General features: G+C 69.2%; 18 protein-coding genes. 17 read left to right on the forward strand and 1 reads right to left on the reverse strand.

Annotated features, from left to right (window positions below; translation table 11 throughout):
• Window positions 1-70 precede the first annotated feature (70 nt).
• The 16 genes from AC07O8_RS01185 to AC07O8_RS01260 all read left to right on the forward strand — a co-directional run bounded on the left by AC07O8_RS01185 (window position 71) and on the right by AC07O8_RS01260 (window position 19,418).
• Window positions 71-1,360, forward strand: coding sequence for an MFS transporter (locus tag AC07O8_RS01185; RefSeq protein ID WP_495046305.1), 1,290 nt, complete (start codon window positions 71-73; stop codon window positions 1,358-1,360).
• Complete coding sequence (locus AC07O8_RS01190; protein ID WP_495046306.1) at window positions 1,357-2,523, forward strand: acyltransferase family protein; 1,167 nt, start codon at window positions 1,357-1,359, stop codon at window positions 2,521-2,523. The genes AC07O8_RS01185 and AC07O8_RS01190 overlap by 4 nt, the downstream gene beginning before the upstream one ends.
• A gap of 35 nt (window positions 2,524-2,558) precedes the next feature.
• Window positions 2,559-4,082, forward strand: a complete 1,524-nt coding sequence (locus AC07O8_RS01195; protein ID WP_495046307.1) for a glycoside hydrolase family 10-like protein — start codon at window positions 2,559-2,561, stop codon at window positions 4,080-4,082.
• A 545-nt stretch (window positions 4,083-4,627) separates the two neighbouring features.
• Window positions 4,628-8,071: a TonB-dependent receptor gene (locus AC07O8_RS01200; RefSeq protein ID WP_495046308.1), complete on the forward strand. Its 3,444-nt coding sequence runs from the start codon at window positions 4,628-4,630 to the stop codon at window positions 8,069-8,071.
• 230 nt (window positions 8,072-8,301) lie between these two features.
• Window positions 8,302-9,327: an N-acetylglucosamine kinase gene (locus AC07O8_RS01205; RefSeq protein ID WP_495046309.1), complete on the forward strand. Its 1,026-nt coding sequence runs from the start codon at window positions 8,302-8,304 to the stop codon at window positions 9,325-9,327.
• Window positions 9,324-10,172: an N-acetylmuramoyl-L-alanine amidase gene (locus AC07O8_RS01210; RefSeq protein ID WP_495046310.1), complete on the forward strand. Its 849-nt coding sequence runs from the start codon at window positions 9,324-9,326 to the stop codon at window positions 10,170-10,172. Before AC07O8_RS01205 ends, AC07O8_RS01210 begins: the two co-directional genes overlap by 4 nt.
• A 57-nt stretch (window positions 10,173-10,229) precedes the next feature.
• On the forward strand, window positions 10,230-11,240 hold the full coding sequence (locus AC07O8_RS01215) for an ABC transporter permease subunit (protein ID WP_431288117.1): 1,011 nt from the start codon (window positions 10,230-10,232) through the stop codon (window positions 11,238-11,240).
• Between the two features lie 112 nt (window positions 11,241-11,352).
• Complete coding sequence (locus tag AC07O8_RS01220; protein WP_495046954.1) at window positions 11,353-12,234, forward strand: ABC transporter permease subunit; 882 nt, start codon at window positions 11,353-11,355, stop codon at window positions 12,232-12,234.
• Entirely contained in the window at window positions 12,234-13,178 is a 945-nt protein-coding gene (locus tag AC07O8_RS01225; protein WP_495046311.1) for an ABC transporter ATP-binding protein, read from the forward strand. The genes AC07O8_RS01220 and AC07O8_RS01225 overlap by 1 nt, the downstream gene beginning before the upstream one ends.
• Window positions 13,175-14,161, forward strand: coding sequence for a peptide ABC transporter ATP-binding protein (locus tag AC07O8_RS01230; RefSeq protein WP_495046312.1), 987 nt, complete (start codon window positions 13,175-13,177; stop codon window positions 14,159-14,161). The genes AC07O8_RS01225 and AC07O8_RS01230 overlap by 4 nt, the downstream gene beginning before the upstream one ends.
• A gap of 241 nt (window positions 14,162-14,402) precedes the next feature.
• Complete coding sequence (locus AC07O8_RS01235) at window positions 14,403-14,654, forward strand: type II toxin-antitoxin system Phd/YefM family antitoxin (protein ID WP_495046313.1); 252 nt, start codon at window positions 14,403-14,405, stop codon at window positions 14,652-14,654.
• Window positions 14,641-15,003: a type II toxin-antitoxin system RelE family toxin gene (locus AC07O8_RS01240; protein ID WP_495046314.1), complete on the forward strand. Its 363-nt coding sequence runs from the start codon at window positions 14,641-14,643 to the stop codon at window positions 15,001-15,003. The genes AC07O8_RS01235 and AC07O8_RS01240 overlap by 14 nt, the downstream gene beginning before the upstream one ends.
• Before the next feature lie 111 nt (window positions 15,004-15,114).
• Entirely contained in the window at window positions 15,115-16,713 is a 1,599-nt protein-coding gene (locus tag AC07O8_RS01245) for an ABC transporter substrate-binding protein (RefSeq protein WP_495046315.1), read from the forward strand.
• A gap of 2 nt (window positions 16,714-16,715) precedes the next feature.
• Window positions 16,716-17,615, forward strand: coding sequence for a LysR family transcriptional regulator (locus AC07O8_RS01250; protein WP_495046316.1), 900 nt, complete (start codon window positions 16,716-16,718; stop codon window positions 17,613-17,615).
• Between the two features lie 42 nt (window positions 17,616-17,657).
• The gene (locus AC07O8_RS01255) at window positions 17,658-18,299 is read left to right on the forward strand and encodes a M15 family metallopeptidase (RefSeq protein ID WP_495046317.1); all 642 of its coding nucleotides are present in this window, start codon (window positions 17,658-17,660) and stop codon (window positions 18,297-18,299) included.
• Between the two features lie 18 nt (window positions 18,300-18,317).
• Window positions 18,318-19,418: a S66 peptidase family protein gene (locus tag AC07O8_RS01260; RefSeq protein WP_495046318.1), complete on the forward strand. Its 1,101-nt coding sequence runs from the start codon at window positions 18,318-18,320 to the stop codon at window positions 19,416-19,418.
• A gap of 315 nt (window positions 19,419-19,733) precedes the next feature.
• Here the strand turns inward: AC07O8_RS01260 and dacB are convergent, their stop codons facing one another.
• A complete protein-coding gene (dacB, locus tag AC07O8_RS01265; protein WP_495046319.1) occupies window positions 19,734-21,167 on the reverse strand; it encodes a D-alanyl-D-alanine carboxypeptidase/D-alanyl-D-alanine endopeptidase in 1,434 nt (477 codons plus the stop codon).
• Window positions 21,168-21,405: 238 nt separating this feature from the next.
• Between dacB and AC07O8_RS01270 the strand changes: the two genes are divergently transcribed.
• Window positions 21,406-24,267, forward strand: a complete 2,862-nt coding sequence (locus tag AC07O8_RS01270; protein WP_495046320.1) for a TonB-dependent receptor domain-containing protein — start codon at window positions 21,406-21,408, stop codon at window positions 24,265-24,267.
• Window positions 24,268-24,334 lie beyond the last annotated feature (67 nt).

Here is a 24,334-nt window from a genome sequence, read left to right on the forward strand (position 1 = left end):
GCCACCCTCGCGCGCAAGCGCTGCAATCCCCGATGCGGCACCCGTCCGGTTTGCGTCGACACTGAGCGCCATGCACGCTGATCCCGTTTCCCCGAGCGCCCGCGGCCCCTGGCGCTGGGTGCCCACGCTGTACTTCGCGCAGGGCATGCCGTACGTGGTCGTGATGACGCTCTCGGTCATCATGTACAAGAACCTCGAGATCTCGAACACCGACATCGCGCTCTACACCAGCTGGCTCTACCTGCCCTGGGTGATCAAGCCGCTGTGGTCGCCGCTGGTCGAGATGCTGGGCACGAAACGGCTCTGGGTCGTGACGCTGCAGTTCGCCGTCGGCGCGGCGCTGGCGATGGTGGCGCTGACGCTGCCGATGGAACGCGCCTTCCAGATGTCGCTCGCCGTGCTCTGGCTGATGGCCTTCGCCTCGGCCTCGCACGACATCGCCGCCGACGGCTTCTACCTGCTCGCGCTGGAGAAGCATGAGCAGGCCGCCTTCGTCGGCGTGCGCTCGACCTTCTACCGCGTCGCCAACATCGGCGGCCAGGGCGGCCTGGTCTGGCTGGCCGGCGAGCTGCACGACCGCGGCGACAGCTGGGTGCTCGCCTGGCAGGGCGTGATGGCGGTCCTCGCGGGCGCCTTCCTGCTGCTCGCGGCGTATCACCTGTGGCGCCTGCCGCGCCCCGCCGTCGACGTCCCCCTGCCGCGCGAGCAGCGCGCGCCGGGCACCTTCTTCCAGATCTTCGCCGCGTTCTTCCGCAAGCCCGGCCTGGCGGTCACGCTGGGCTTCCTGCTGCTCTACCGCTTCCCGGAAGCGCAGTTGCTGAAGCTCGCCACGCCGTTCCTGCTGGACCCGCTCGACCAGGGCGGCCTCGCGCTGAGCAACAAGCAGGTCGGCCTGGCCTACGGCACGGTCGGCCTGATCGCGCTGACGCTGGGCGGCCTGCTCGGCGGCTGGATCATCTCGCGCGTCGGCCTGAAGCGGGCGCTCTGGCCGCTGGTGCTCGCGATGCACCTGCCCAACGTCGTGTTCCTGGCCATGGCCTATGCCCATCCCGGCAGCCTCGCCGTCATCAGCGCGGCGCTCGCGGTCGAGCAGTTCGGCTACGGGCTCGGCTTCACGGCCTACCTGATGTACATGGTCCTGGTCGCCGAGGGCGCCCACAAGACCGCGCACTACGCGATCTGCACCGGCTTCATGGCGCTCGGCATGATGCTGCCCGGCATGTGGAGCGGCTGGCTGCAGGATCACCTCGGCTACCCGCACTTCTTCGCGTGGGTGCTGATCGCGACCCTTCCATCGCTGGTCATGACCGCGCTGATCAAGATCCCAGAGCACTTCGGCCGCAAGGAGCTCGCCGCATGAGCGCCCCGGCGATCGGCCACCGTCCCGGCGGCGGCGAACGGCTGCTGTCGCTCGACGCCTTCCGCGGTTTCGCGATCGCGGCCATGCTGCTGGTCAACAACCCGGGCGACTGGTCGCAGCTCTACGTACCGCTCGAGCACGCCGCGTGGCACGGCTGGACCTTCACCGACTGGATCTTCCCGTTCTTCGTCTTCATCAGCGGGATCTCGATGAGCTTCAGCCTGGCGCGCCGCGGCCGGGCCGCCGACCGCGCCGCGCTGTTGCGTCACATGTGGCGCCGGGGGGCCACCATCATCCTCATCGGCCTGGCGCTCAACCTGTTCCCGTTCTTCCACGTCGAGACGCTGCGCCTCCCCGGCGTGCTTCAACGGCTGGGGCTGATCACGATCCTGGTCGCGCCGATCGCGCTGTGGTGCGGTTGGCGCGCCCAGCTGGCGTCGTTCATCGGCCTGCTGCTCGGTTACGGCCTGGTGCAGACCTTCGTCGCCGTGCCCGACGCATCGGGTGTCTGGCATCGCGGCTCGCTGCAGCCGGGCGAAGACGTCGGCGCCTGGCTGGACCGGGCGCTGCTCGGCGGCCACCTCTGGGCGAAGAGCAAGACCTGGGACCCCGAGGGCCTGTTGAGCACCCTGCCCGCCGTCGCGAGCCAGATCGCGGGACTGCTCGCCGGGCGCTGGCTGGCGCTGCGCGGCCGCGATCCCGGCGAGAAGGCGACCTGGTTCCTGGTGTCGGGTCTTGCCTGCCTCTGGGTCGCCCAGGTCCTCGACGCCTGGACCCTGCCCATCAACAAGAATCTCTGGACGCCCGCCTTCGTTTTCCTCACGACGGGCTGGGGATGCCTGGTGTTCGGCGTGTTCTACTGGCTGCTCGATGCCGCGCCCCTGCCGCGGATGCGCGACGCGATGGCGAGACGCTTCCGCCCGCTGGTGGTGTTCGGCATGAACGCGCTGTTCCTCTTCGCGCTCTCGGGCCTGGTGGCCCGGCTGCTCGGACTGATCCACGTCGCCGAGGGCGTCACGCTCAAGGCCTGGCTCGTCGCGCCGCTGCGCGCGCTGCCGGTGGATCCGCGTTTCGCGTCGCTGCTGTTCGCCGTCGGTTTCGTGGCGGTGTTCTACGGCATCGCGTGGGCGATGTGGCGGCGCGGCTGGATCGTGAAAGTGTGAGCGGCCCCTGCGGCGCCGCCCGGTGAGAGCCTTCGATGCGACGACGACAGTGGATGACCGCGGCCCTGGCCGCACCGGTGCTCGGTTCCCTGGGCACGACGCTTTCGGGCTGCGGCACCGCGCGGCCGCAGGCCTTGCCCGCACTGCCGGGCCCCGCGCCCGACGACGCGCCTCCGCCCGCGCCGCGCGAATTCCGCGCCGCCTGGGTCGCGACCGTCGCCAACATCGACTGGCCCAGCCGCCGCGGCCTGAGCGACGCCGCGCAGATCGCCGAGATCCACGCGATCCTCGACAGCGCCCGCGCGCTGCGCCTGAACGCCATCGTGCTGCAGGTGCGCACCAGCGCGGACGCGCTCTACCGCTCGACGCTGGAGCCGTGGAGCGAGTACCTCTCGGGTGTGCAGGGCCAGGGCCCCGGCTACGACCCGCTCGCGCTGTGGATCGAGCAGGCGCATGCACGCGGCCTCGAGCTGCACGCCTGGCTGAACCCGTACCGCGCGAAGCAGAGCGGCGGCAAGTCGGCGGCAGCCCCCACGCACCTGAGCCGCACACGGCCCGAGTGGGTCAAGAAATACGGCGACCAGCTCTGGATCGATCCGGGCGAGCCGGCCGCCGCGGACCACACGCTGGCCGTCTGCCGCGACCTCCTCACCCGCTACGCCGTCGACGGCCTGCACATCGACGACTACTTCTATCCCTACCCGGTCCAGGACGCGGCCAAGCAGGACATCGACTTTCCCGACGAACCCAGCTGGCAGCGTTACCTGCTCGGCGGGGGGACGCTGTCGCGCGCCGACTGGCGGCGGGACAACGTCGACCAGCTGGTGCGTCGGATGTACGAGCTGGTCCGGGCCTTGCGCCCGACCGCGCGCGTCGGCATCAGCCCGTTCGGCCTGCCGCGCCCGGACCTGCGTCCGGCGGGCATCACCGGGTTCTCGCAGTACGACAAGCTCTACGCCCACGTCGAGCACTGGATGGCGATGGGCTGGCTGGACTATGTGGCGCCGCAGCTCTACTGGCCTCGCGCGCAGAAGCCGCAGGCCTTCGAGCCGCTGATGCGCGCCTGGCAGGGCGTCAATCCGCTGGGCCGCCACATGTGGCCCGGCCTGTTCACCAGCCGCGCCGCCAACGAGGCCGAAGGCTGGCCCGTCGACGAGATCCCCGCGCAGGTCGAACTCATGCGCACCGCGCCGGCCACCGGCGGGCACCTGCACTTCAGCATGGTGGCCCTGCTGAAGAACCGCCGCGGCATCGCCGGCACGCTGCGCGACGGCGCGTATGCGCAGGCGGCGCTGTCGCCCGCGACGCCCTGGCTGTCCGCGCCCGCCTGCGACGCCGTGTCCCTGTCCAGGGAGCCGGACGGGACCCTGCGCGCCACCGTCACCGGGACGGCGGCCCAGCGCTTCGCGCTCTGGCGTCGCCTGCCGGGCGGCGTCTGGCGTTTCGAGCTCCTGCCTCCCGACGGGCACATCGTCCAGCCCGTTCCCGGTGAAGCCCTGGTCCTGTCCGCGATCAACGCGATCGGTGACGAGGGACCGCGCGCGACGTTCGTCGCCTGAACCCCGGCGGTTTCTGTCGATTCGGCGCAACGACGCCCCCTGATCGCGTGCGGTGGCCGCGCCTAGGGGAAACCCTCGAAAACTGCGCCCGGGAGGCGACGGGCCCATGCACCGCCGCGCGCCGTCACGCCTTGCTCCGGGGCCATGTTTTCGCCACGTGTTGCGCGGGTGCACCAACCGCAAACGCCAGTGAACACTTGTCACAGCTCCTCAACATTGGCTCTCCAGACTGCGCCGCTGACGCGTCGTCAAGGTGCCGGGACAGGCCATGCAAATGGGCTCGAACGGCGCATTGACAGCGCGACGTGAAGAGGAGCTCTCCCGATATTGCCGCATTGATGCGGCAGGTTTCGGCTGGTAGGCTTTTTGCTTCATAAGCGAAGAAGGCCGCTGCATCAGCCGGCCTCGCGCAATAACAAATCGAGGGCGGTCAAGGACGGACACGCGACAAATCGCGGCGAAGTCGACCAAGGAAAACGTTTGCGGAACGTTTGATGCCCCCTCGGAACGGGTTTTCGGTCTGACGTCGCACAGGAGCACAGGAAATGAATCAGAAGGATTGGTCGGGTTTTTCGCGGACGGCGCTGTCCGTCGCGGTCGCCATCGTGGCGGCCGCGCCGGTGATGGCCCAGAACACCACCTCGGCCGTCAGCGGCCGCGTGGTCGGCGCTGACGGCAAGCCCGTCTCGGGCGCCACGGTGGTGATCCTGCACAAGGAGTCCGGCTCCTCGAACACGCAGACCACCGACGCCGACGGCCGCTACAGCGCGCGCGGCCTGCGCGTGGGCGGCCCCTACGTCATCACGGTGACCAAGGGCGGCGACCGCGAGGTCTCCGACAACGTCTACCTGGCCCTGGCGGAGACGCTCGGCCTGGACGTGCAGCTGGGCAAGGCGCAGACGCAGCTGGAGACCGTGGTCACCACCGGCAGCTCGACCGCGGCGAAGTTCAACAACTCGACCATGGGCTCCGGCACGCAGATCAGCCGCGCCGAACTGGACTCGTACGCGTCGATCGCGCGCAACCTGCAGGACTACGCCCGCAACGATCCGCGCCTGGCGCAGACCGACAAGGAACGCGGCGAGATCTCGGCCATGGGCCAGAACTCGCGCTACAACTCGATCACGATCGACGGCGTCGCCATCAACGACAGCTTCGGCCTGGAAGCCAACAACCTGCCGACCGCCAAGCAGCCGATCTCGATCGACGCGATCCAGTCGGTGCAGGTCAACCTGTCCAACTACGACGTGACCCAGAAGGGTTACACCGGCGCCAACATCAACGCCGTCACCAAGTCGGGCACCAACGAGTACAAGGGCAGCGTCTACTACGTCTATCGCAATGACGACATGGTGGGCAAGCGCTTCGACCGCGGCAACCAGCGCTACACCGATTTCCTGCCCTTCAAGGAAGACACCAAGGGCTTCACCCTGGGTGGCCCGATCCTGAAGGACAAGCTGTTCTTCTTCGTCAACTATGAAGAACTCAAGAGCAACCGCGCGCAGCCGGAATTCGGCCCGATCGGCAGCTCGCTGACCAACAACGCGATCTCGCAGGGTCAGCTCGACGCGATCACCAAGACCGCCAAGGATGTCTACGGCATCGACACCGGTTCCGTGATGGGCCAGTCCAAGCTGCAGGTCAAGGACTACCTGGCCAAGATCGACTGGAACATCAACGACCAGCACCGCGCCAGCATCCGCGTCGCCCGCACCGAACAGTCGGACACCAACAACGGGTCCTTCGGCGGCTACAGCGCGACCGGCCTGCAGATGACCTCGCAGTGGTGGCAGCAGAAGAAGAAGATCGACACCGTCGTCGGCCAGTGGTTCGCCGACTGGACGCCGGACTTCTCGACCGAGCTGAAGATCTCCAACCGCGACTACAACAGCGTCCCGCAGAACAACAGCGACCTGCCCGCGATCGGCATCCGCTTCAACGGCGCGCTGCCTGACGGCGCCCCGGCGGGTTCGAGCACCGGCAACCGCTTCGTCAACTTCGGCACCGAGCAGAGCCGCCAGTTCAACGTCCTCGACACCAAGACCATCGACGGCTACCTGGGCGCGACCTGGGTCAAGGGCGATCACGAGCTCAAGTTCGGCGGCGACATCCAGCGCAACAAGATCTACAACGCGTTCTTCCAGAACGTGAACGGCAACTACACCTTCGGTTGCGAGAACACCAACGGCGCCAACTGGACCTACAGCTTCGGCAGCATCAACTGCAGCACCGCGACCGCGGCGCAGGTGCAGGCGGCCGTGCTGGAGAACTTCACGCGCGGCCGTCCGTCGTCGTACCAGGTGCAGGTGCCGGTCGCCGGCGGCACGCTGGACAACGGCATCGCCCAGTGGACGCTGCAGCAGGCCGGCCTGTTCGTGCAGGACACCTGGAACATCTCCAAGGACCTGAACATCACGGCCGGCTTCCGCGTCGACCAGCTGAGCACGGACGACAAGCCGATCTACAACGCCGCGGCCAACGCCGCGCCGGTGGCCGGCCGCGTGCTGACCGCCAGCACCGTGGCCCGCGCCACGGGCGGCTTCGGTTACGACAATTCGCAGACCGTCGACGGCGAGAACCTGTTCCAGCCGCGCTTCGGCTTCAACTACGCGCTGGACAACCGCACCGGCCACAAGAAGCAGATCCGCGGCGGCGCGGGCCTGTTCCAGGGTGCCGCGGCCTCCGTGTGGCTGACCAACCCGTACTCCAACACCGGCATGGCCACGCGCATCATCGGTTGCGGCGCCGCGGGCCTGAGCGCCTGCTCGGGCACGGCCTCGGGCGTGTTCAACGCGAATCCGGACAACCAGCCGGTCCTGGCCGGCACCACGCCGGCGGCCAACGTCGACTTCGTGCAGAAGGGCCTGGGCCAGCCTTCCGTCTGGAAGATGAACCTGGCGTATGACGCCGAGCTGCCGTTCTTCGGCATGAACTTCGGCGTCGAGTGGGTCTACACCAAGGTCCAGACCGGCATCTACTACCAGCATCTGAACCTGGGCGATCCGACCGCCACCGGTCCGGACGGCCGCTCGCTGTACTACACGCCGCAGAGCTACGCCACGGGCTGCTGGACCGCCACGAACGGCAGCCTGAGCACCGCGGGCGCCTGCGCCGGCGGCCGCTCGCGCGCGCTGTCCAACGAGGCCTACAACAACGTGACGATGGCGACGAAGACGAAGAAGGGCGACGGCAATGCCATCACCCTGTCGTTCCAGCGCCCGGCACGTGACGGCTTCGGCTTCGGCGTCGCCTACACCTACACGGAAGCGTCGGAAGTCAGCCCGCTGACCTCGTCGGTGGCGAACTCCAACTTCAACTCGCGCGCCATCTTCAACCCGAACGAGAACGTGGCCGCCAACTCGGCGTACATGATCCGCGACCGGTTCACGGCCAACGTGACGTGGCAGAAGGCGTTCATCAGCAACCTGAAGACGAACGTCGGCCTGTTCTGGGAAGGCCGTCGCGGCAAGCCCTACAGCTGGACCTACCTGAACGACATGAACGGCGACGGCGTGGCCGGCAACGACCTGCTGTACATCCCGGCAACCCGCGGCGCCCCCGGCGTCAAGTTCGCCACCCCGGCGGACGAGGCGGCGTTCTGGAACATCGTCGACAACAACCCGGACCTGGCGAAGTACAAGGGCGCCGTGGTGCCGCGCAACAGCTCGTTCTCGCAGTTCGTGAACAGCTTCGACCTGCGCGTCAGCCAGGAAGTGCCGGGCTTCTTCCCGCAGCACAAGGGCAAGGTCACGTTCGACATCCTGAACATCGGCAACCTGCTCAACAAGAAGTGGGGCCGCATCGACGAGGTGACGTTCCAGTCGGCCGGCGGCAACCGCCGCAGCTTCGTGAACTTCGCCGGCATCGATGCCCAGGGCAACTACGTGTACCGCACCAATGCCAACGCGATCAACGACAACCTGGCCATCCGCCAGGTCAAGGGCGAATCGCAGTGGGCCATCCAGGTGACGGCCGCCTACGAGTTCTGATCCACGACTCGATCGTCGACACGATCGCCGCGATCGACTGGCCGCCTCGGCCGGTCCTTCACGGCACCGCAACGGGCTCCTTCGGGAGCCCGTTTTTCATTCCGGGACGGGATCCCCCACGAGAGCGATCACCACCCCCTTCGAGCCATGAGCCCAACTCATACCTGTCACGTGCATTGACAATGGCGAACGCGCGGAGCCCCTCGTAAGCTCCGCGCGCCGACGCCGCCATGAGTTCCACGCCCTCCGCCATCGCCGATCCCCACGCGAACGACCGATTCGGCCAACCCGACCGGCCCGCGCCGGTGCGCTCGGGCGCCGCGTCCGGCCCGCTGGGCCTGGGCCTGGACGCCGGCGGCACGCAGACGCGCTGGGCGCTGGCCCGCCCCGACGGGACGCTGGTCGCGCGCGGCGAGGTCGGCGGCTTCAGCGCGCTGCTGCTGGACACCAGCGCCGGTCGCGTCGTGCTGGCGCAGACGCTGCAATCGCTGGCCGCCGCGGTCCTGTCGACGGCGGCCCCCGGCGCACTGCGCGGGCTGCAGGCCGGCATCACCGGACTCGGCGAGCCGGACGGCCCCGCCGGCCGGCAGCTGCGCGCGCTGCTCGCGCAACAGCTGGGCCTGGCCCCGGCGCAGATCCAGTGCGACAGCGACATCGCGCAGGCCTGGCATGCGCTCTTCCGACCCGGCGAGGGCTACCTGGTCTACGCCGGCACCGGCGCGATCGCGGCCTTCGTCGACGCGGCGGGCACGCTGCACCGCGCCGGCGGCCGCGGTCCGCTGCTGGGCGACGAAGGCGGCGGCCAATGGATCGCGCGCGAAGCGCTCGCGCTGGTCTGGCGCCGCGAGGACGACGCGCCCGGCGCCTGGACCGATTCCCCGCTCGCGCGGCATCTCTTCGACGAACTCGGCGGGCCCGACTGGCCGACGACACGCGCCTTCATGTACGGCGGCGACAGCGCGGCACGCCGCGGCTCGATCGGCCGCCTGGCGCTGGCCGTCGCGCGCGCCGCGACGGACGACGACGCCGATGCGCTGGCCCTGCTGCGCCGCGCGGGCCGTGAGCTCGCCCGGCTGCCGCTGGCGCTGGTGCGCCGGTTGGGCCCGCGACCGGTGAGCGCCGCCGGACGTGTGCTGCAATTGCATCCGGCGATCGAATCGGGCCTGCGCGACGCCCTGCCGCAAGACCTGCCCCTCACCGTCCATCAACCCGACACCGCCCTGGCCGCCGCGAGGCGGGCCGCGCTCGCCTCATGAAAACCAAGCTCCTGACCCTCGCCGCCGCCGCGCTCCTGGCGGCCTGCGCCACGCCAACGTCGACGCTGCAGATCGACCGCACCCATGTGTCGGAGAACCAGGACAGCCGCGCGCAGTTCCTGATCATTCATTACACGGTGATCGACTTCGAGAAGTCGATGAAAGTTCTGACCACCGGCGGCAAGGTCTCGGCCCACTACCTGGTGCAGGAGAACCCGCCCAAGGTCTACCAGCTGGTGGACGAGAACCGCCGCGCCTGGCACGGCGGCGTCAGCTACTGGGGCGGCGCGACCAACCTGAACTCGGCCTCCGTCGGCATCGAGATCGTCAACCCCGGCTTCACCGAGACGCCGATGGGCCGCGTCTACGCGCCCTATCCGCAGGCGCAGATCGACGAGGTGATCAAGCTGGTGAAGGAGATCGTCGCGCGCCACGCCATCCGCTCGGACCGCATCCTCGGCCACAACGACATCGCGCCGGGACGCAAGCAGGATCCGGGTCCGGCCTTCCCCTGGAAGCAGCTCGCCGACGCCGGCCTGATCGCCTGGCCCGACGCCGCGCAGGTCCAGATCAAGCAGGCGATCTACCAGGTCGCCCCGGTGCCGGACGCGGCCTGGTTCCAGAAGCGGCTGGCGCAGGTGGGCTACCAGACGCCGCAGACCGGCCTGCTGGACACCGCCACGCGCGAGGTGATCAGCACCTTCCAGATGAAGTACCGGCCGACCAACTTCACCGGCGACATGGACGCCGAGACCGCCGCGCTGCTGGAGGTCGTGACCACGCCCGGCGGCATGCTGATGAAGAAGCCGCTGTCGGCGGACAGCCAGCCGCGTTCAGCGTATTGATCGCTACCGACTGAGCCCGCCAAGAACGCCCGCCACCAACGCCCGCCGCCGCCCGCCTTGCTGAACTTCCTGCTCCGCCGCCTGGCCACGTTGCTGCCGACCTTGATCGGGGTGACGCTGGTCGCCTTCGGCCTGATCCGGCTGGTGCCGGGCGACCCCATCGCGATCATGATGGGCGAGCGCGCGCTGGACGACGCCACCCACGCGCGGCTGATGCACGAGCTCGGCCTGGACCAGCCGCTGTGGCGCCAGTACGCGGACTACGTCGGCGGCCTGCTGCACGGCGACCTGGGGCGCTCGCTGGTCTCGCACGAGCCGGTGTCGCACGAGTTCCTGGCGCTGTTCCCGGCCACGGCGGAGCTGGCGCTCTTCGCGCTGCTGCTGGCGATCGTGCTCGGCATGGCGCTGGGCACCGGCGCGGCGCTGCGCCGCGGTTCGCTGCTGGACCAGGGCGTGATGGGCGTGGCGACGGTCGGCTACTCGATGCCGGTGTTCTGGTGGGGGCTGATCCTCATCATGTTCTTCTCGGTGGGCCTGGGCTGGACGCCGGTATCGGGCCGCATCGCGGTGGAATACGACGTCCAGCGCGTCACCGGCTTCATGCTGATCGACGCGGCGCTGCACGACGAGGCGGGCGCGTGGCGCTCGGCGCTGCGGCACCTGCTGCTGCCGGCGCTGGTGCTGGGCACCAGCACGACCGCGGTGATCGCGCGGATGACGCGCTCCAGCCTGCTCGAGGTGCTGCGCGAGGACTACATGCGCAGCGCCCGCGCGCGCGGCCTGTCGCCGGCGCGGGTGGTGCTGGTGCACGGCTTGCGCAACGCGCTGATCCCGGTGATCACGGTGATCGGCCTGAAGGTCGGCAGCCTGCTCGCGGGCGCGGTGCTGACCGAGACCATCTTCAGCTGGCCCGGCATCGGCAAGTGGCTGATCGACGCGATCGCCCGGCGCGACTATCCGGTGGTGCAGGCGGGGATCCTGATCTCGGCCTGCACCTTCATCGCGGTCAACCTGCTGGTGGACCTGCTGTACGGCGTGGTCAACCCGCGCATCCGCAAGCAGGGATGAGACCCTCATGAATCCTCCCCGCGACATGGACGCCGCTCCTCCCGCCTCGCCGCCAATGGCGACGTCAGCGACGCCACCCACGCCAACGACGTCAGCGACGCCAACGACGCCGATGGTCGCGATCGCACCGCCCGGCCCGCTCGCGGAGTTCTGGCGCGGTTTCAGCGCCAACCGCGGCGCGCTGGTCGCGCTGGTCGTCTTCACGCTGCTCGCGCTGGCGGCGCTGCTGGCGCCGTGGATCGCGCCGCACGACCCGGTGCGCCAGTACCGCGAGCACATGCTGACGCCGCCGATCTGGATGGACGGCGGACAGGTCCGCTTCCTGCTGGGCACCGACGAGCTCGGCCGCGACCTGCTGTCGCGGCTGCTGCACGGTGCGCGCGTGTCGCTGGGCATCGGCCTGGCGTCGGTGGTGCTGTCGCTGATTCCCGGCGTGCTGCTGGGGCTGCTGGCGGCCTTCCATCAACGGCTGCTCGCGCCGGTCGTCATGCGCGTGATGGACGTGATGCTGGCGCTGCCCGGCCTGTTGCTGGCAATCTGCGTGATCACCGTGCTCGGCCCGGGCCTGATGAACACGGTGATCGCGATCGCCGTCGGCAGCCTGCCGGAGTACGTCCGGCTCACGCGCGCCGCGGCGCTGGGGGAGATGGGCAAGGACTACGTCACCGCCAGCCGCGTGGCCGGCGCGTCGACCTGGCGGCTGATGTTCTCGGCGGTGCTGCCCAACTGCCTCGCACCGCTGATCGTCAATGCATCGCTGAGCTTCTCGGCGGCGATCCTCGAGGCGGCGGGCCTGGGCTTCCTCGGCCTGGGCGTGCAGGCGCCGACGGCGGAATGGGGCACGATGCTCTCGTCCGCGCGCGACTACATCGTCCGCGCGCCGTGGGTGGTGACGCTGCCGGGGCTGGCGATCCTGCTGTCGGTGCTGAGCGTCAACCTGATGGGCGACGGGCTGCGCGATGCGCTCGATCCGCGTCTGAAGCGGGTGTCCTGATGCTGGAGATCCGCGATCTGCGCGTGCGTTTCGGCGCGTTCCCGGCGGTGGACGGCGTCGACCTCGACGTCGCGCCGGGCGAGGTGCTGGGCATCGTCGGCGAGTCGGGCTCGGGCAAGTCGGTGAGCATGATGGCGCTGATGGGCCTGATCGATCCGCCAGGGCAGGTGAGCGCGGCGGCGCTGCGCTTCCAGGGTCAGGACCTGCTGGGCATGAGCGCCTCGCAGCGCCGCCGGCTGATCGGCAAGGACATCGCGATGGTGTTCCAGGACGCGCTGGCCAGCCTCAATCCGAGCTACACCGTCGGCCACCAGCTCGAGGAAGTGCTGCGTGCCCACCTCGGGCTGCGGGGCGCCGCGGCGCGCCGGCGCGCGACGGAACTGCTGGAGCAGGTCGAGATCCCCGATGCCGCGAGCCGCCTGAAGGCTTATCCGCACGAGCTGTCCGGCGGCATGAACCAGCGCGTGATGATCGCGCTGGCGATCGCGTGCTCGCCCAGGCTGCTGATCGCCGACGAGCCGACGACGGCGCTCGACGTGACGATCCAGGCGCAGATCATGGACCTGCTGCTGCGCCTGCAGCGCGAGCAGGGCATGGCGCTGGTGATGATCACGCACGACCTGGCCGTGGTGGCGGAGATGGCGCAGCGCGTCGCCGTCATGTACGCGGGCCAGGTGGTGGAGACGGGTGCGTTGCCCGAGGTCTTCGAGTCGCCGAAGCATCCCTACACGGCCGCGCTGATGGCGGCGATCCCGGAGCACAACCGCGGCGCGCGCCGGCTGCAGGCGCTGCCGGGCATCGTGCCGGGCGCGCTGGACCGGCCGACGGGGTGCCTGTTCTCGCCGCGTTGCGCGCGCATGCAAGCGCACTGTCGCGCCGAGCGCCCGGACGTCGTCGAGGGCGTGCGCTGCTTCTATCCGCTGGTCGAGGAGTCCGTCGCATGAGCGCCGTGCCAGACAAGCCGGACGTATCAGGCGCGACGCCGCTGCTCGTGGCGCGCGATCTCGCCCGGCACTACCGCGTGAGCCGCGGCTGGTTCGCGCCCAAGGCGACGGTGCGCGCGCTGGACGGCGTCAGCTTCTCGCTGGCGCCGGGCAGGACGCTGGCCGTGGTCGGCGAATCGGGCTGCGGCAAGTCCACGCTGGCGCGCGCGCTGACGCTGATCGAGACGCCGACCGCCGGCGATCTCCGCATCCATGGCCGCGACGCCGCCGACGCGTCGGCGCGCAAGGCCTTGCGGCGCGACGTGCAGATGGTGTTCCAGAACCCGTATGCGGCGCTGAACCCGCGCAAGACGATCGCGTCGACGCTGGCGGAGCCGCTGGTGATCAACACGTCGCTGAGCCGCGCCGAGCGCCAGGAACGCATCGAGGCGCTGGCCGCCAAGGTGGGCCTGCGCCAGGAGCACCTGCAGCGCTACCCGCACATGTTCTCGGGCGGACAGCGCCAGCGCATCGCGATCGCGCGGGCGATGGTGATGCAGCCGGGGATCGTCGTCGCGGACGAGCCGACCTCCGCGCTGGACCTGTCGATCCAGGCGCAGATCCTGAATCTCTTCATGGACCTGCAGGAGGAGTTCGGGACCGGCTACGTGTTCATCTCGCACAACCTGGCGGTGGTGGAGCATGTGGCGGACGAGGTGATGGTGATGTACCTCGGCCGCGTGGTCGAGCACGGCGACAAGCGCCGCCTCTTCGCCAAGCCGCTGCACCCGTACACACAGGCGCTGATCAGCGCCACGCCGGCGCTGCGCCCGGCCGACCGCCGCCAGCGCATCTGCATCCACGGCGAGCTGCCCAGCCCGCTGAAGCCCCCGACGGGATGCGCCTTCCATCAGCGCTGCCCGATGGCCGTCGCGCGTTGCGCGGAGGTGCGACCAGAGCTGCGGGAGATTGATGGGCGGCTCGTGGCTTGCGATGTGATTTGACGGACTGATCACATCGAATGGAAGGCGTGAAAGCGACCTGCGCTTTCGAGTCAGCAATTCGACTGGTTGAGGTGATTGAGAGCGGAACACGGACGACGTGAAATGGTCGCCTTCCACTCCCGAAGACCTCCAAATGCCGTATCGCTCGCCCGAGTTCCCGACGCCTTCGATGAGCCGCCCCTATCGGGCGCCACTGCTCCCGATTGACCCGCCCATAATCGGCCCGCATTCAGGAGCCGACATGGAAAAGATCCTCGCCGACCTCACCGTCAACATCACGGACTTCAAGAAGAATCCCGACGCCACGTTGCGCTTGGCGAAGAACCGACCTGTCGCCGTGTTGCGAAACAAGAGGCCTGCCTTCTATGTCCTCGAGCCTGAGCTCTTCGAAGCCATCATGGATGAACTCGAAGACATGGGATTGCATCGCGACGCCATCGAAGCGCTGGCCAATGGAAGCTCTGCGATGGAGGCCGATATTGACGATCGCTGAGGTGCCGACGGGGGAAGGGCATGCGTACCGCCTTGAGTTCTCCCCGGTGGCACGGACAGCATGGATCAGGCTGGATGGCTCCGTCCGCACCGTGTTGTGGCCGCTGCTGGAGAAACGACTCGATCAACCTCATGTGCCTGGCGCCAGGTTGCACGGCAAGTTGGCCGGGTGCTACAAGATCAAGCTCAGTCGATGGGGCATTCGACTCATCTACGCGGTCGAGGACGGCCGACTCGTCGTCACAGTGATGAGTCTGGGAAAGCGCGAACGGGACGAGGCCTATGACGTCGCCAAGCTCGCCCTTCAGCGGTTCAAGGTCCAGATCGAGCAAGGTGGACAAGGGCAGTGACGCGCTGAGGGCGCAGGCTTCCACATAACCCAGTGTTATGGTCCAACCCGCCCATTTCAGTTGTGACCTGGGAAGCGGCGTTTCGACAATGCGCAGCTTGCCCTCCTCCCGATGCGCTCAGTCCTCCCCCTCTCGTTGGCGATCGTCCTGTCCGTCGCGCTGCCCGCCGCTCATGCGGCCGGCGCCGCCGCGGTCAAGCCGCTCGTGTACTGCACCGACGCCAGCCCCGAGGGCTTCGACCCGGGGTTATGGGATTCGGCCAGCACGAACAACGTCAACAACCAGATGTTCCAGGGCCTGGTCCGCTTCCAGCGCGGTGGCACCACGCTGGAGCCGGCCCTCGCGACGAGCTGGACCATCAGCCCCGACGCGCGCGAGTTCACCTTCACGCTGCGCGAGCACGTGCGCTTCCACACCCGCCCCTGGTTCACGCCGACCCGCGCGCTCAACGCCGATGACGTGCTCTTCACCTTCGGCCGTTTCCTCGACCGCAAGCACCCGTTCAACAAGGCCTTCCCCGCCAACTTCATCTATCCGCAGAACCTCGGCCTGGCCAAGGCGATCGCGAAGATGGAGAAGCTCGACGACCGCACCGTCCGCTTCACGCTGACCCAGCCCAACGTCACCTTCGTCACCTGGTTCGCGATGGCCTTCGCCGGCATCCAGTCGGCGGAGTACGGCCAGCTGCTGCTGCGCGAGGGCAAGGCCGCGCAGATCAACCGCCTGCCCATCGGCACCGGCCCGTACCGCTTCCGCAGCTACGCCAAGGACGACGTCGTCCGCATGGAAGGCAACCCCGACTACTGGGGCGAGCCGCAGAAGACGCAGAAGCTGATCTTCACCATCAGCCGCGAAGCGCCAGTGCGCGTGCAGAAGCTGCTCGCGGGCGAGTGCCAGATCACCTCGCCGCTGCGCGACATCGACGTCGCCGCGATCGACCGCCATCCCGAGCGCATCCAGCTCGAGAAGATCCAGGCGCTCAACATCTCCTACCTCTCCTTCAACCTGCGCAAGGCGCCGACCGACAACCGGCTCGTGCGCGAGGCGCTGGACATCTCGGTCGACCGCGACGCGATCTTCCGCGCGCTGTTCCCGCGCGGCGACGCGATGCAGGCGGTGAATCCGTTCCCGCCCGCGATCCCCGGCTACAACCGCTCGATCAAGAACGAATACAACCCGGACCGCGCCAAGGCGCTGCTCAAGCAGGCCGGTTTCCCGGACGGACTGGACCTCGACCTCTGGGCGCTGCCGGTCACCCGCCCCACCAATCCGAACGGCCAGCTGATGGCGCAGCTGATCCAGCAGGATTGGGCCCGCATCGGCGTGCGCGCGCAGATCCGCACCTACGAATGGGGCGAGTACCTCAAGCGCGCCAACGCCGGCGAGCACACGGTCTACATGAGCGGCTGGTCCGGCGAGAGCGGCGACGCGGACGACTTCCTGACGCCCAACCTCAGCTGCGCGACCAACAAGTCGGGCGTGAAGTTCTGCAACCAGGAATTCGAGCGTCTCATCGACGCCGCCCGTGCGACCGCCGATCAAGGCAAGCGGATCGCGCTCTACGAGCAGGCCCAGGAGATCTTCAAGCGCGAGCGCCCGTGGATCACGATGGCACACTCGACGGTCTACATCCCCATCAGCAAGGACTTGCGCGGCTTCAAGATGCAGCCGAACGGGGGTGTTGTCTTCGAGAACGTCTACCGCGAGTGACCATGCGCCTCCGCCATATTGAAGTCTTCCACGCGATCATGCAGGCCGGCACGATCAGCGGCGCGGCGCAGCTGCTCCACATCTCGCAACCTGCGGTGACCAAGGTGCTGCAGCATTGCGAGCTGCAGCTGGGCATGCCGCTGTTCGACCGCGTCCGCGGCAAGCTCTATCCGACGCCGGAAGCGCAGCGGCTGTTCGTCGAGATCGACAAGCTCAACCGCGATCTCGTCGCGATCCGGCGACTGGCCGCCAACCTGCGGAGCGGCGAGTCCGAATCGCTGCGCCTGATGGCCACGCCGACGCTGGGCGCCTCGGTGATCCCCGCGGCAATGACGCACTGGGCGCAGGCCTTCCCGCGCAGCCGCTGCCAGCTCAGCACCAACCACACCCGCGAGATCGTCTCCGCGCTGCTGCTCGGCGAAGCCGACCTGGCCCTCAGCCTGCAGGACCCGCGCCACCCCGGCATCAAGGCCGAGGTGCTGGCCAGCGGCACGATGATGGCGCTGTGCCCGATGCACAGCCCCGAGGCGCAAGGGTCCGGTCCGCTGCCGCTGGAGGAGATCCAGTCCGAGCTGATCGCGATGGCCGAGGACGATCCGCTCGGCCACATGCTGCACAACGCCAGCGAGGCCGAGGGCCGCCACCTCGACAGCCGCATCACCGTGCAGACCTACCAGCTCGCCCGGGCGCTGGTGGAAGCCGGCGTGGGCATGACCGCCGTCGATCCCTTCACCGCCGCGTCGGCCGACCGCACCCGCGTGAAGGTGCGGCCGCTAGCGCCGGCCATGAGCATCCAGCTGTACCTGCTGACCTCCGCCAGCGCGCCGCTGGCGCAGGCGGCGCGCCGGCTGGTCACCTACCTGCGGGACGCCGCCCGCGCCAACCTCGAGAGCCTGGAGTGACGCGCTCCGGCGTCTGATCCTCCGGCACCACTCCACCTCGCCATGACTCCGGACGCCTCCGTCGACCACGCCCCTCCCCCGCCCATCCCCTGCGAGGAGATCGCCTCGCATGCCGAGTTCCGCGCGCTGCTGACCATTCCCGGCATCGCGGTCGACCTGCGCTACGCGACGCCCGACAACTTCGTCGGTCGCAACGTCTACGGCGGGCTGGACTGCGCCTACCTGCGCCGCGAGTCGGCGGACGCGGTCGCCGAGGCCGCCGCCTACCTGGGCCGGCACTGCCCCGGCGTGACGCTGGTCGTGCTGGACGCGCTGCGGCCGCAGCGCGTGCAGGAGGCGCTGTGGGCCGAGCTCGAAGGCACGCCGCTGACCAGGTACCTCGCGCATCCGGCGCGGCGCTCGATCCACTCGTTCGGCATGGCGGTCGACGTCACGCTGCTGGACGCCGAGGGCCGCGAGCTCGACATGGGCACCGGCTTCGACGAGATGACGCCGGCCTCGCATCCCGAGTTCGAGGCTGAACAGCTCGCCGCCGGCGGCCTGACCGCCGACCAGCTCCGCCATCGCGGCTGGCTGCGCGCGGCGATGCGCCACGCCGGCTTCCAGACCATCAGCACTGAGTGGTGGCACTTCGACTTCGGCGACCGCGAGCGCGTCCGCCGCGAGCTGCCGCTGGTGATCTGAGCGCCTTCCGGAGACTCCATGACCGCTTCCCGTCGCCAGATCCTCACCGGCGCCGCCACCGCCGCGGCCGCCGCACTCGGCGCGCTGCCGACGGCGCAAGGCCAGACCGCCGCGCCAGCGCGTGACGGGCGCGATGCCCGCGGCACCCGCACGCCTGTCGCGCCCGATCCACTGCGCGCGCGTCGGCTGAAGGTTGGCGACACCATCGGCCTCGTCAGTCCCGCCAACGCGACCTATGAGCGAGAGCCGCTGGAGATCGCCGTCGAGTCGCTGGAGGCGCTCGGTTTCAAGGTCAAGCTCGGCGCCAACGTGCGCGGGCGCTACGGCCAGTTCGGCGGCACCGACGTCCAGCGCGCGGCCGACATCAACGACTTCTTCGCCGACGACGAGGTCGCCGGCATCCTTGCGCTGACCGGCGGCTCGGGCTGCAACCGCATCGTCGACAAGCTGAACTACGCGCTGATCCGCCGCAAGCCGAAGTTCTTCGGCGGCTTCTCCGATCTGACCAGTCTCGTCAACGCCATCCACAAGCAGACGGGGCTGATCACCTTCCACTGCCCGGTCGCGGGTTCGGAATGGAATGAGTTCTCGCTCCAGCATTTCCGCGCCGTCGCGATGGACGCGCAGGCGGACCTGCTGCAGAACCCGCAGGGCGAGCGCGGCGTCCACCTCGTCCAGCGCGAGGACCGCATCAGCACGCTGCGCCCGGGCGTCGCGCGCGGGCCGCTGGTCGGCGGCAACCTGGCGGTGCTGAGTTCGCTGGCGGGTTCGCCCTTTTTCCCGGACACGCGCGGCGCGATCCTGTTCCTGGAAGAGATCAACGAGTACATCTACCGCGTCGACCGCATGCTCTCGACGCTGCGCCTGAGCGGTGCGCTCGACCAGCTGGCCGGCGTCGTGCTGGGCAAGTTCACGCAGTGCGGCCCGGGCGACGGCAACTTCGGCACGCTGACGCTGGACGAGGTCTTCGACGACTACTTCCTGCCGCTGAACGTGCCCGTCTACCGCGGCGCCATGATCGGCCACATCAAGCGCAAGTTCACCGTGCCGGTCGGCCAGCCCGCTGAAATGGACGCGCGGGCCGGCACGCTGCGGCTGCTGTCGGCGGCGGTGCTTTAGGCCCGAGGCTTCAGCACTGCCACGGCCGCTGGCCCTCACCCCCACCCTCTCCCGCAAGCGGGAGAGGGAGTGACGGCGACCGCTGCCTGCGTTTGACACGGTTGCTCTCCCGCAAGCGGGAGAGGGAGCAAGAGGAGCAGCATGACTGCCCAAACCCCGCGCGCTGCGCGCGCCCCTCACCCCTACCCTCTCCCGCAAGCGGGAGCGGGAGAGGGAGCAAGAGGAGCAGGCGCTGCGAGTAGAGCCGGTCGGACTCCCTCTCCCGCTTGCGGGAGAGGGTGGGGGTGAGGGCCAGCGGCGGCGGCAGTACGGCTGTCAGCGCCGCGCCACCCAGTCCACCAGCGCATCGATCGCCGGACGCGCCTTCGCCGCCTGATCGTCGTTGACGATTGCGACCACGATCCAGGTCTTGCCGGTCGAGTCCGGCACGAAGCCGGCCAGCGCCACGACATCGCGCAGCGTGCCGGTCTTCATCCGCGCGCGGCCTTCGGCGGCCGTGCCCTTGAAGCGCCGGGACAGGGTGCCGTCGACGCCGGCCACCGGCAGCGTGGCCAGCAGCTCCGGACCATGCGCACCGCGCGCCGACGCCTGCAGCATCGCCGCCATCTGCGCGGCCGAGGCGCGCTCGCTGCGCGACAGGCCGGAGCCGTTCTCCAACGCCAGACCATCCGTGGCAATCTTCTGCGCGGCGAACCACTCGCGCACCACGCGCGCGGCGGCCTCGCGGGTGTCCTCGCCGGGCTGGGCCGCCGACGCGCCGAGCCGCAGGAACAGCATCCGCGCCAGCGCGTTGTCCGAGGACTTCATGACCGGCCGCAGCAGCTCCGCCAGCGGGCGGTCGCGGTGCTGCGCCAGCACGCGGGCGCCCTCGGGCGTCGCGCCCTCGCGGATCTCGCCCGACAGCGTGCCGCCGAGCGCGCCCCACAGCTGCCGCAGCGCCTGCGCCGTCTCCCACTGACGGTCCAGCACGTTGAGCGACTGCGTGACCTGGCACCCGCGCGGGAATTCGCCGGCCAGCACCAGTCGCCCGCCGCCCTCGGGCAGCGCCTCGAAGCGCGACGGCTTCCAGTCGTCGTCCCAGTCCTTGCAGGGCTTGTCGTTGAGCTTCACGCCGCTCGCGTCGATCGCCAGCCCGCCGAACTGCGGGAAGGGCCGCACCGTCAGGCCGCGGTCGTCGGACCAGAAGTCGTACTGCAGCAGGCTGCCGTTGAGGTGCAGCGCATCCGGGATCACGTTGTACGGGAACTCGGCCTGCTCGTCGAAACGCGGCGCGCCGATGTCCGGCCGCGCCGGGTTGAACAGGCCGCGATCGACGACGATCCCGCCCGCCAGCTCGCGCACGCCGTGGCGCTCGCGCAGCTCGCGCAGCATCCCCCAGAGCGCGGGCCAGTCGAGGTCCGCGTCGCCGCCGCCCTTGAGCACCAGCGGGCCGTCGAGCCGGCCGTCGCGGAGCGCGCCCGCGGCCAGCAGCTGGGTCTGTCCCCGACTGTTGGGACCGAGCCGGTCCAGCGCCACCACGGCGGTGATCGTCTTCATCGTCGAGGCCGGCGCCATCGGCCGGTCCGCGTTCAGGCGCAGCCCGGTGCCGGGCGCGTCCAGCGGATAGGCCACCACCGCCAGCGACGAGGCCGGCACGCCGGCCTGGCGCAGCGCGGTCTCGACCGGCGCGGGCGGGGTGTCGACGAGGCTGGCGCAGCCGCTCGTGGCGAGCGCGGCAACCAGGAGCACGAGGGCGGGGATCGATCGCATGAGCAGCGACTGTATATTCCCGGCCCCGCTGCATTCCCGCAGGTTATACGCGCGAGACAAGCATTCATCGGGACGGAAACAACAAATGGGTGACGTTCCTATGACGGTGAAAACCGCTCGTGCTTGAAGATCATTCACAGCTCGCAACACAGTCACATCAAAGGGTCGCCCCCGCATCGGACGGCCACAGTCGTTGGAGGCGTTCCAGGACGCCGGACCGGTTAACAAGGAGAAGGTCGTGAAACTGAATCAACTCGCCCGCTGCCTCGTCGTGGTGGGACTGGGCGCCCACGCGGCGGCCTGGTCGCAGGAAGTCCAGAAGATCGAGCGGGTGGAGATCACCGGCTCGAGCATCAAGCGCATCCAGGACGAAGGCGCGCTGCCCGTGCAGACGATCTCGCGCCGCGACCTGGACCGCCAGGGCATCGTGTCGGCCGAGCAGCTGATCGCCACCCTGTCCTCCAACGGCAACGGCCTGGACAACCTGGCCTCCAACGCGGACGTGGTCTCGGGCCAGTCCCGCGGCAACAACGGCGCGACCTCCGCCAACCTCCGCCTGCAGGGCGCCAACGCGACGCTGATCCTGCTGAACGGCCGGCGCATCGCGGCGCACGGCCTCAACGGCGGCGTCGTCGACCTGAACCAGATCCCGATGGCCGCCATCGAGCGCGTCGAGGTGCTGAAGGACGGCGCCTCGTCGACCTACGGCACCGACGCCGTCGGCGGCGTCATCAACTTCATCCTGCGCAAGGACTACACCGGCCTGACCGTCAGCGGCTTCTCCGACGTCACGCAGCACAGCGGCGGCAACATCTACCGCGGCTCGGTGACCGGCGGCATCGGCAACATCGACAAGGACGGCTTCAACGTCATGGCCGTGCTGTCCATGACGGACAACAAGCGCCTGGACGGCTCGCAGCGCGACTTCGTCAACAGCTTCCAGCCCGAGCGCGGCCTGTCCCCGGACACGCGCGGCACGCCGTTCGCGACGGTCTTCTTCTCGCCCACGATCACGCCCCCGGTCTACAACGGCGTGGCCCTGACCAGCGCCAACATCCTGGACCTGCCGGGCGGCGCGGGCTGCGCGTCGCAGCCGGGCATGGCCCCGTACGCCGAGAAGCTGTGGAACTCCGCCGCCGCGTCGCCGGCCAACCAGTTCGGTTGCGCCTGGGACTCGGGCAAGGCCGCGGTGATCCAGCAGCCGGTGAAGAACACCAACCTGGTGACGCGCGGCATGCTCAAGCTGGGCGAGCACACGCTGACCGGCGAAGTGCTGCTGGGCAAGTCGGAGTCGCAGAAGATCTTCTCCGCCAACCAGATCAGCAGCGGCAGCGCCACGGCCACGATCGGCCTGCCCAACGGCACCACCGTGCCGAGCCCGTTCCGCAGCCTGGCCTATCCGTCGAGCGGCGCCAGCTACCAGACCGTGTGGAACGCGCTGGTCGGCGCCTTCCCGTCGCTGGCCTCGCAGGCCGGCAAGCCGCTGGCCTTCCGCTGGCGCTGCATGGAGTGCGGCCAGCGTGAGTTCGAGACCACCACCGATACCGGCCGCTATCTGCTGAGCATGGACGGCCCGCTGCCCTTCCTCAAGGATTGGGACTACAAGGTCGGCGCGTCGCAGGCCTTCAGCAAGAGCAACTCGGTGCTGGGCACCGGCTACCAGAACTGGGTCGGCCTGGCCAACCTGATCAACACCGGCGTGCTCAACCCGTTCCTGCTGGCCGGCCAGTCGCAGTCGCCGGCCGCGCTGGCGGCGCTGGACGCGATCTCGGCCGAAGGCACCAAGCTCTACGGCGGCAAGTACACGACCGACGAGTACGACGCGACCGCCTCCGGCCCGCTGTTCAAGCTGCCGGCCGGCGACGTGATGGGCGCGGTGGGCGTGGACTACCGGATCGAGAAGTACCGCTTCGACGGCAACCAGACGGTCAACACCAACGACATCAACACCTGGATCTTCAACGCGCCGTTCGACAACGTGAACGCGCTGAGCGGCGTGAAGCGCAAGGTGGGCGCGATCTTCGGCGAGACCATCATCCCGATCGTCAAGAACCTGGACCTGAACCTCTCGGTGCGCTACGACAAGTACACCGGCTTCGGCAGCACGACCAACCCCAAGGCCTCGATCCGCTACGCGCCGATCGACAGCCTGGTGTTCCGCGCGTCCTACAGCACCGGCTTCCGCGTGCCGACCTTCAACCAGCTGTTCAACGGCGTGACCGAGTCGCCGTACACCGGCGCCGGCGTGCCGGATCCGGCGACCTGCCCGGGCAACGTGGTGAGCAACGCGCCGGGCTGCCAGGCGGTCACCTTCAACACGCTCTTCGGCGGTCGCAACGACCTGAAGCCGGAGGAGTCGAAGATGTCCAACATCGGCTTCGTGTGGCAGCCGGTGAAGGACTTCAGCGCGTCGGTCGACCTGTGGGACATCCGTCGTGACGGCCAGATCCAGAGCCTGACGCTGACGCAGATCCTGAACAACTACCAGCTGTTCCCGCAGGCCTTCATCCGCGACGCCAGCGGCGCGCTGCAGACGGTGGACACCCGTTGGGTGAACACCGGCGAGACGCAGACGCGCGGCCTGGAGCTGTCGCTGCGCGGCAGCACGCCGATGAACGGCGGCCGCCTGAGCGGCGGGCTGGACGGCACCTACCTGCTGAAGAAGCGTTCCAAGCTGCTGGACAACGTGGCCTTCGGCCCGAGCGAGATCGGCCAGTTCACGCGGTCGAGCGAGCTGGGCATCCGCTGGAAGCACAGCGCCTACATCACCTACACGTATGGTGACTGGGCCTGGTCGCTGCGCCAGCAGTACAGCACCGGTTACTACGGTTATGTGCCGCCGGGCGTGGCCAACGGCAACGCGTCGACGCCGGCCTTCGATCCGTGGGTCAAGCCGTACTACCTGCACCATGCGAGCGTGGCCTACAGCGGCATCAAGAACCTGACGGTCACCGTCGGCGTGAAGAACCTCTTCGACCAGGACCCGCCGTTCGCGAACAGCTACGACACCAACACCGGTTCGGGCAGCTCGTGGGAACCGCGTGTGGCCGACCCGCGCGGACGCTCGTTCACGCTGGGGCTGGACTACAAGTTCTTCTGATCAGGCGCCGCCTGCCGCCTCGCGCGGCGGGCCTTCGGACACCAAGCCCGCCGGGAGACCGGCGGGC

It is taken from the genome of Roseateles sp. GW821-FHT09G09 (assembly GCF_059415965.1).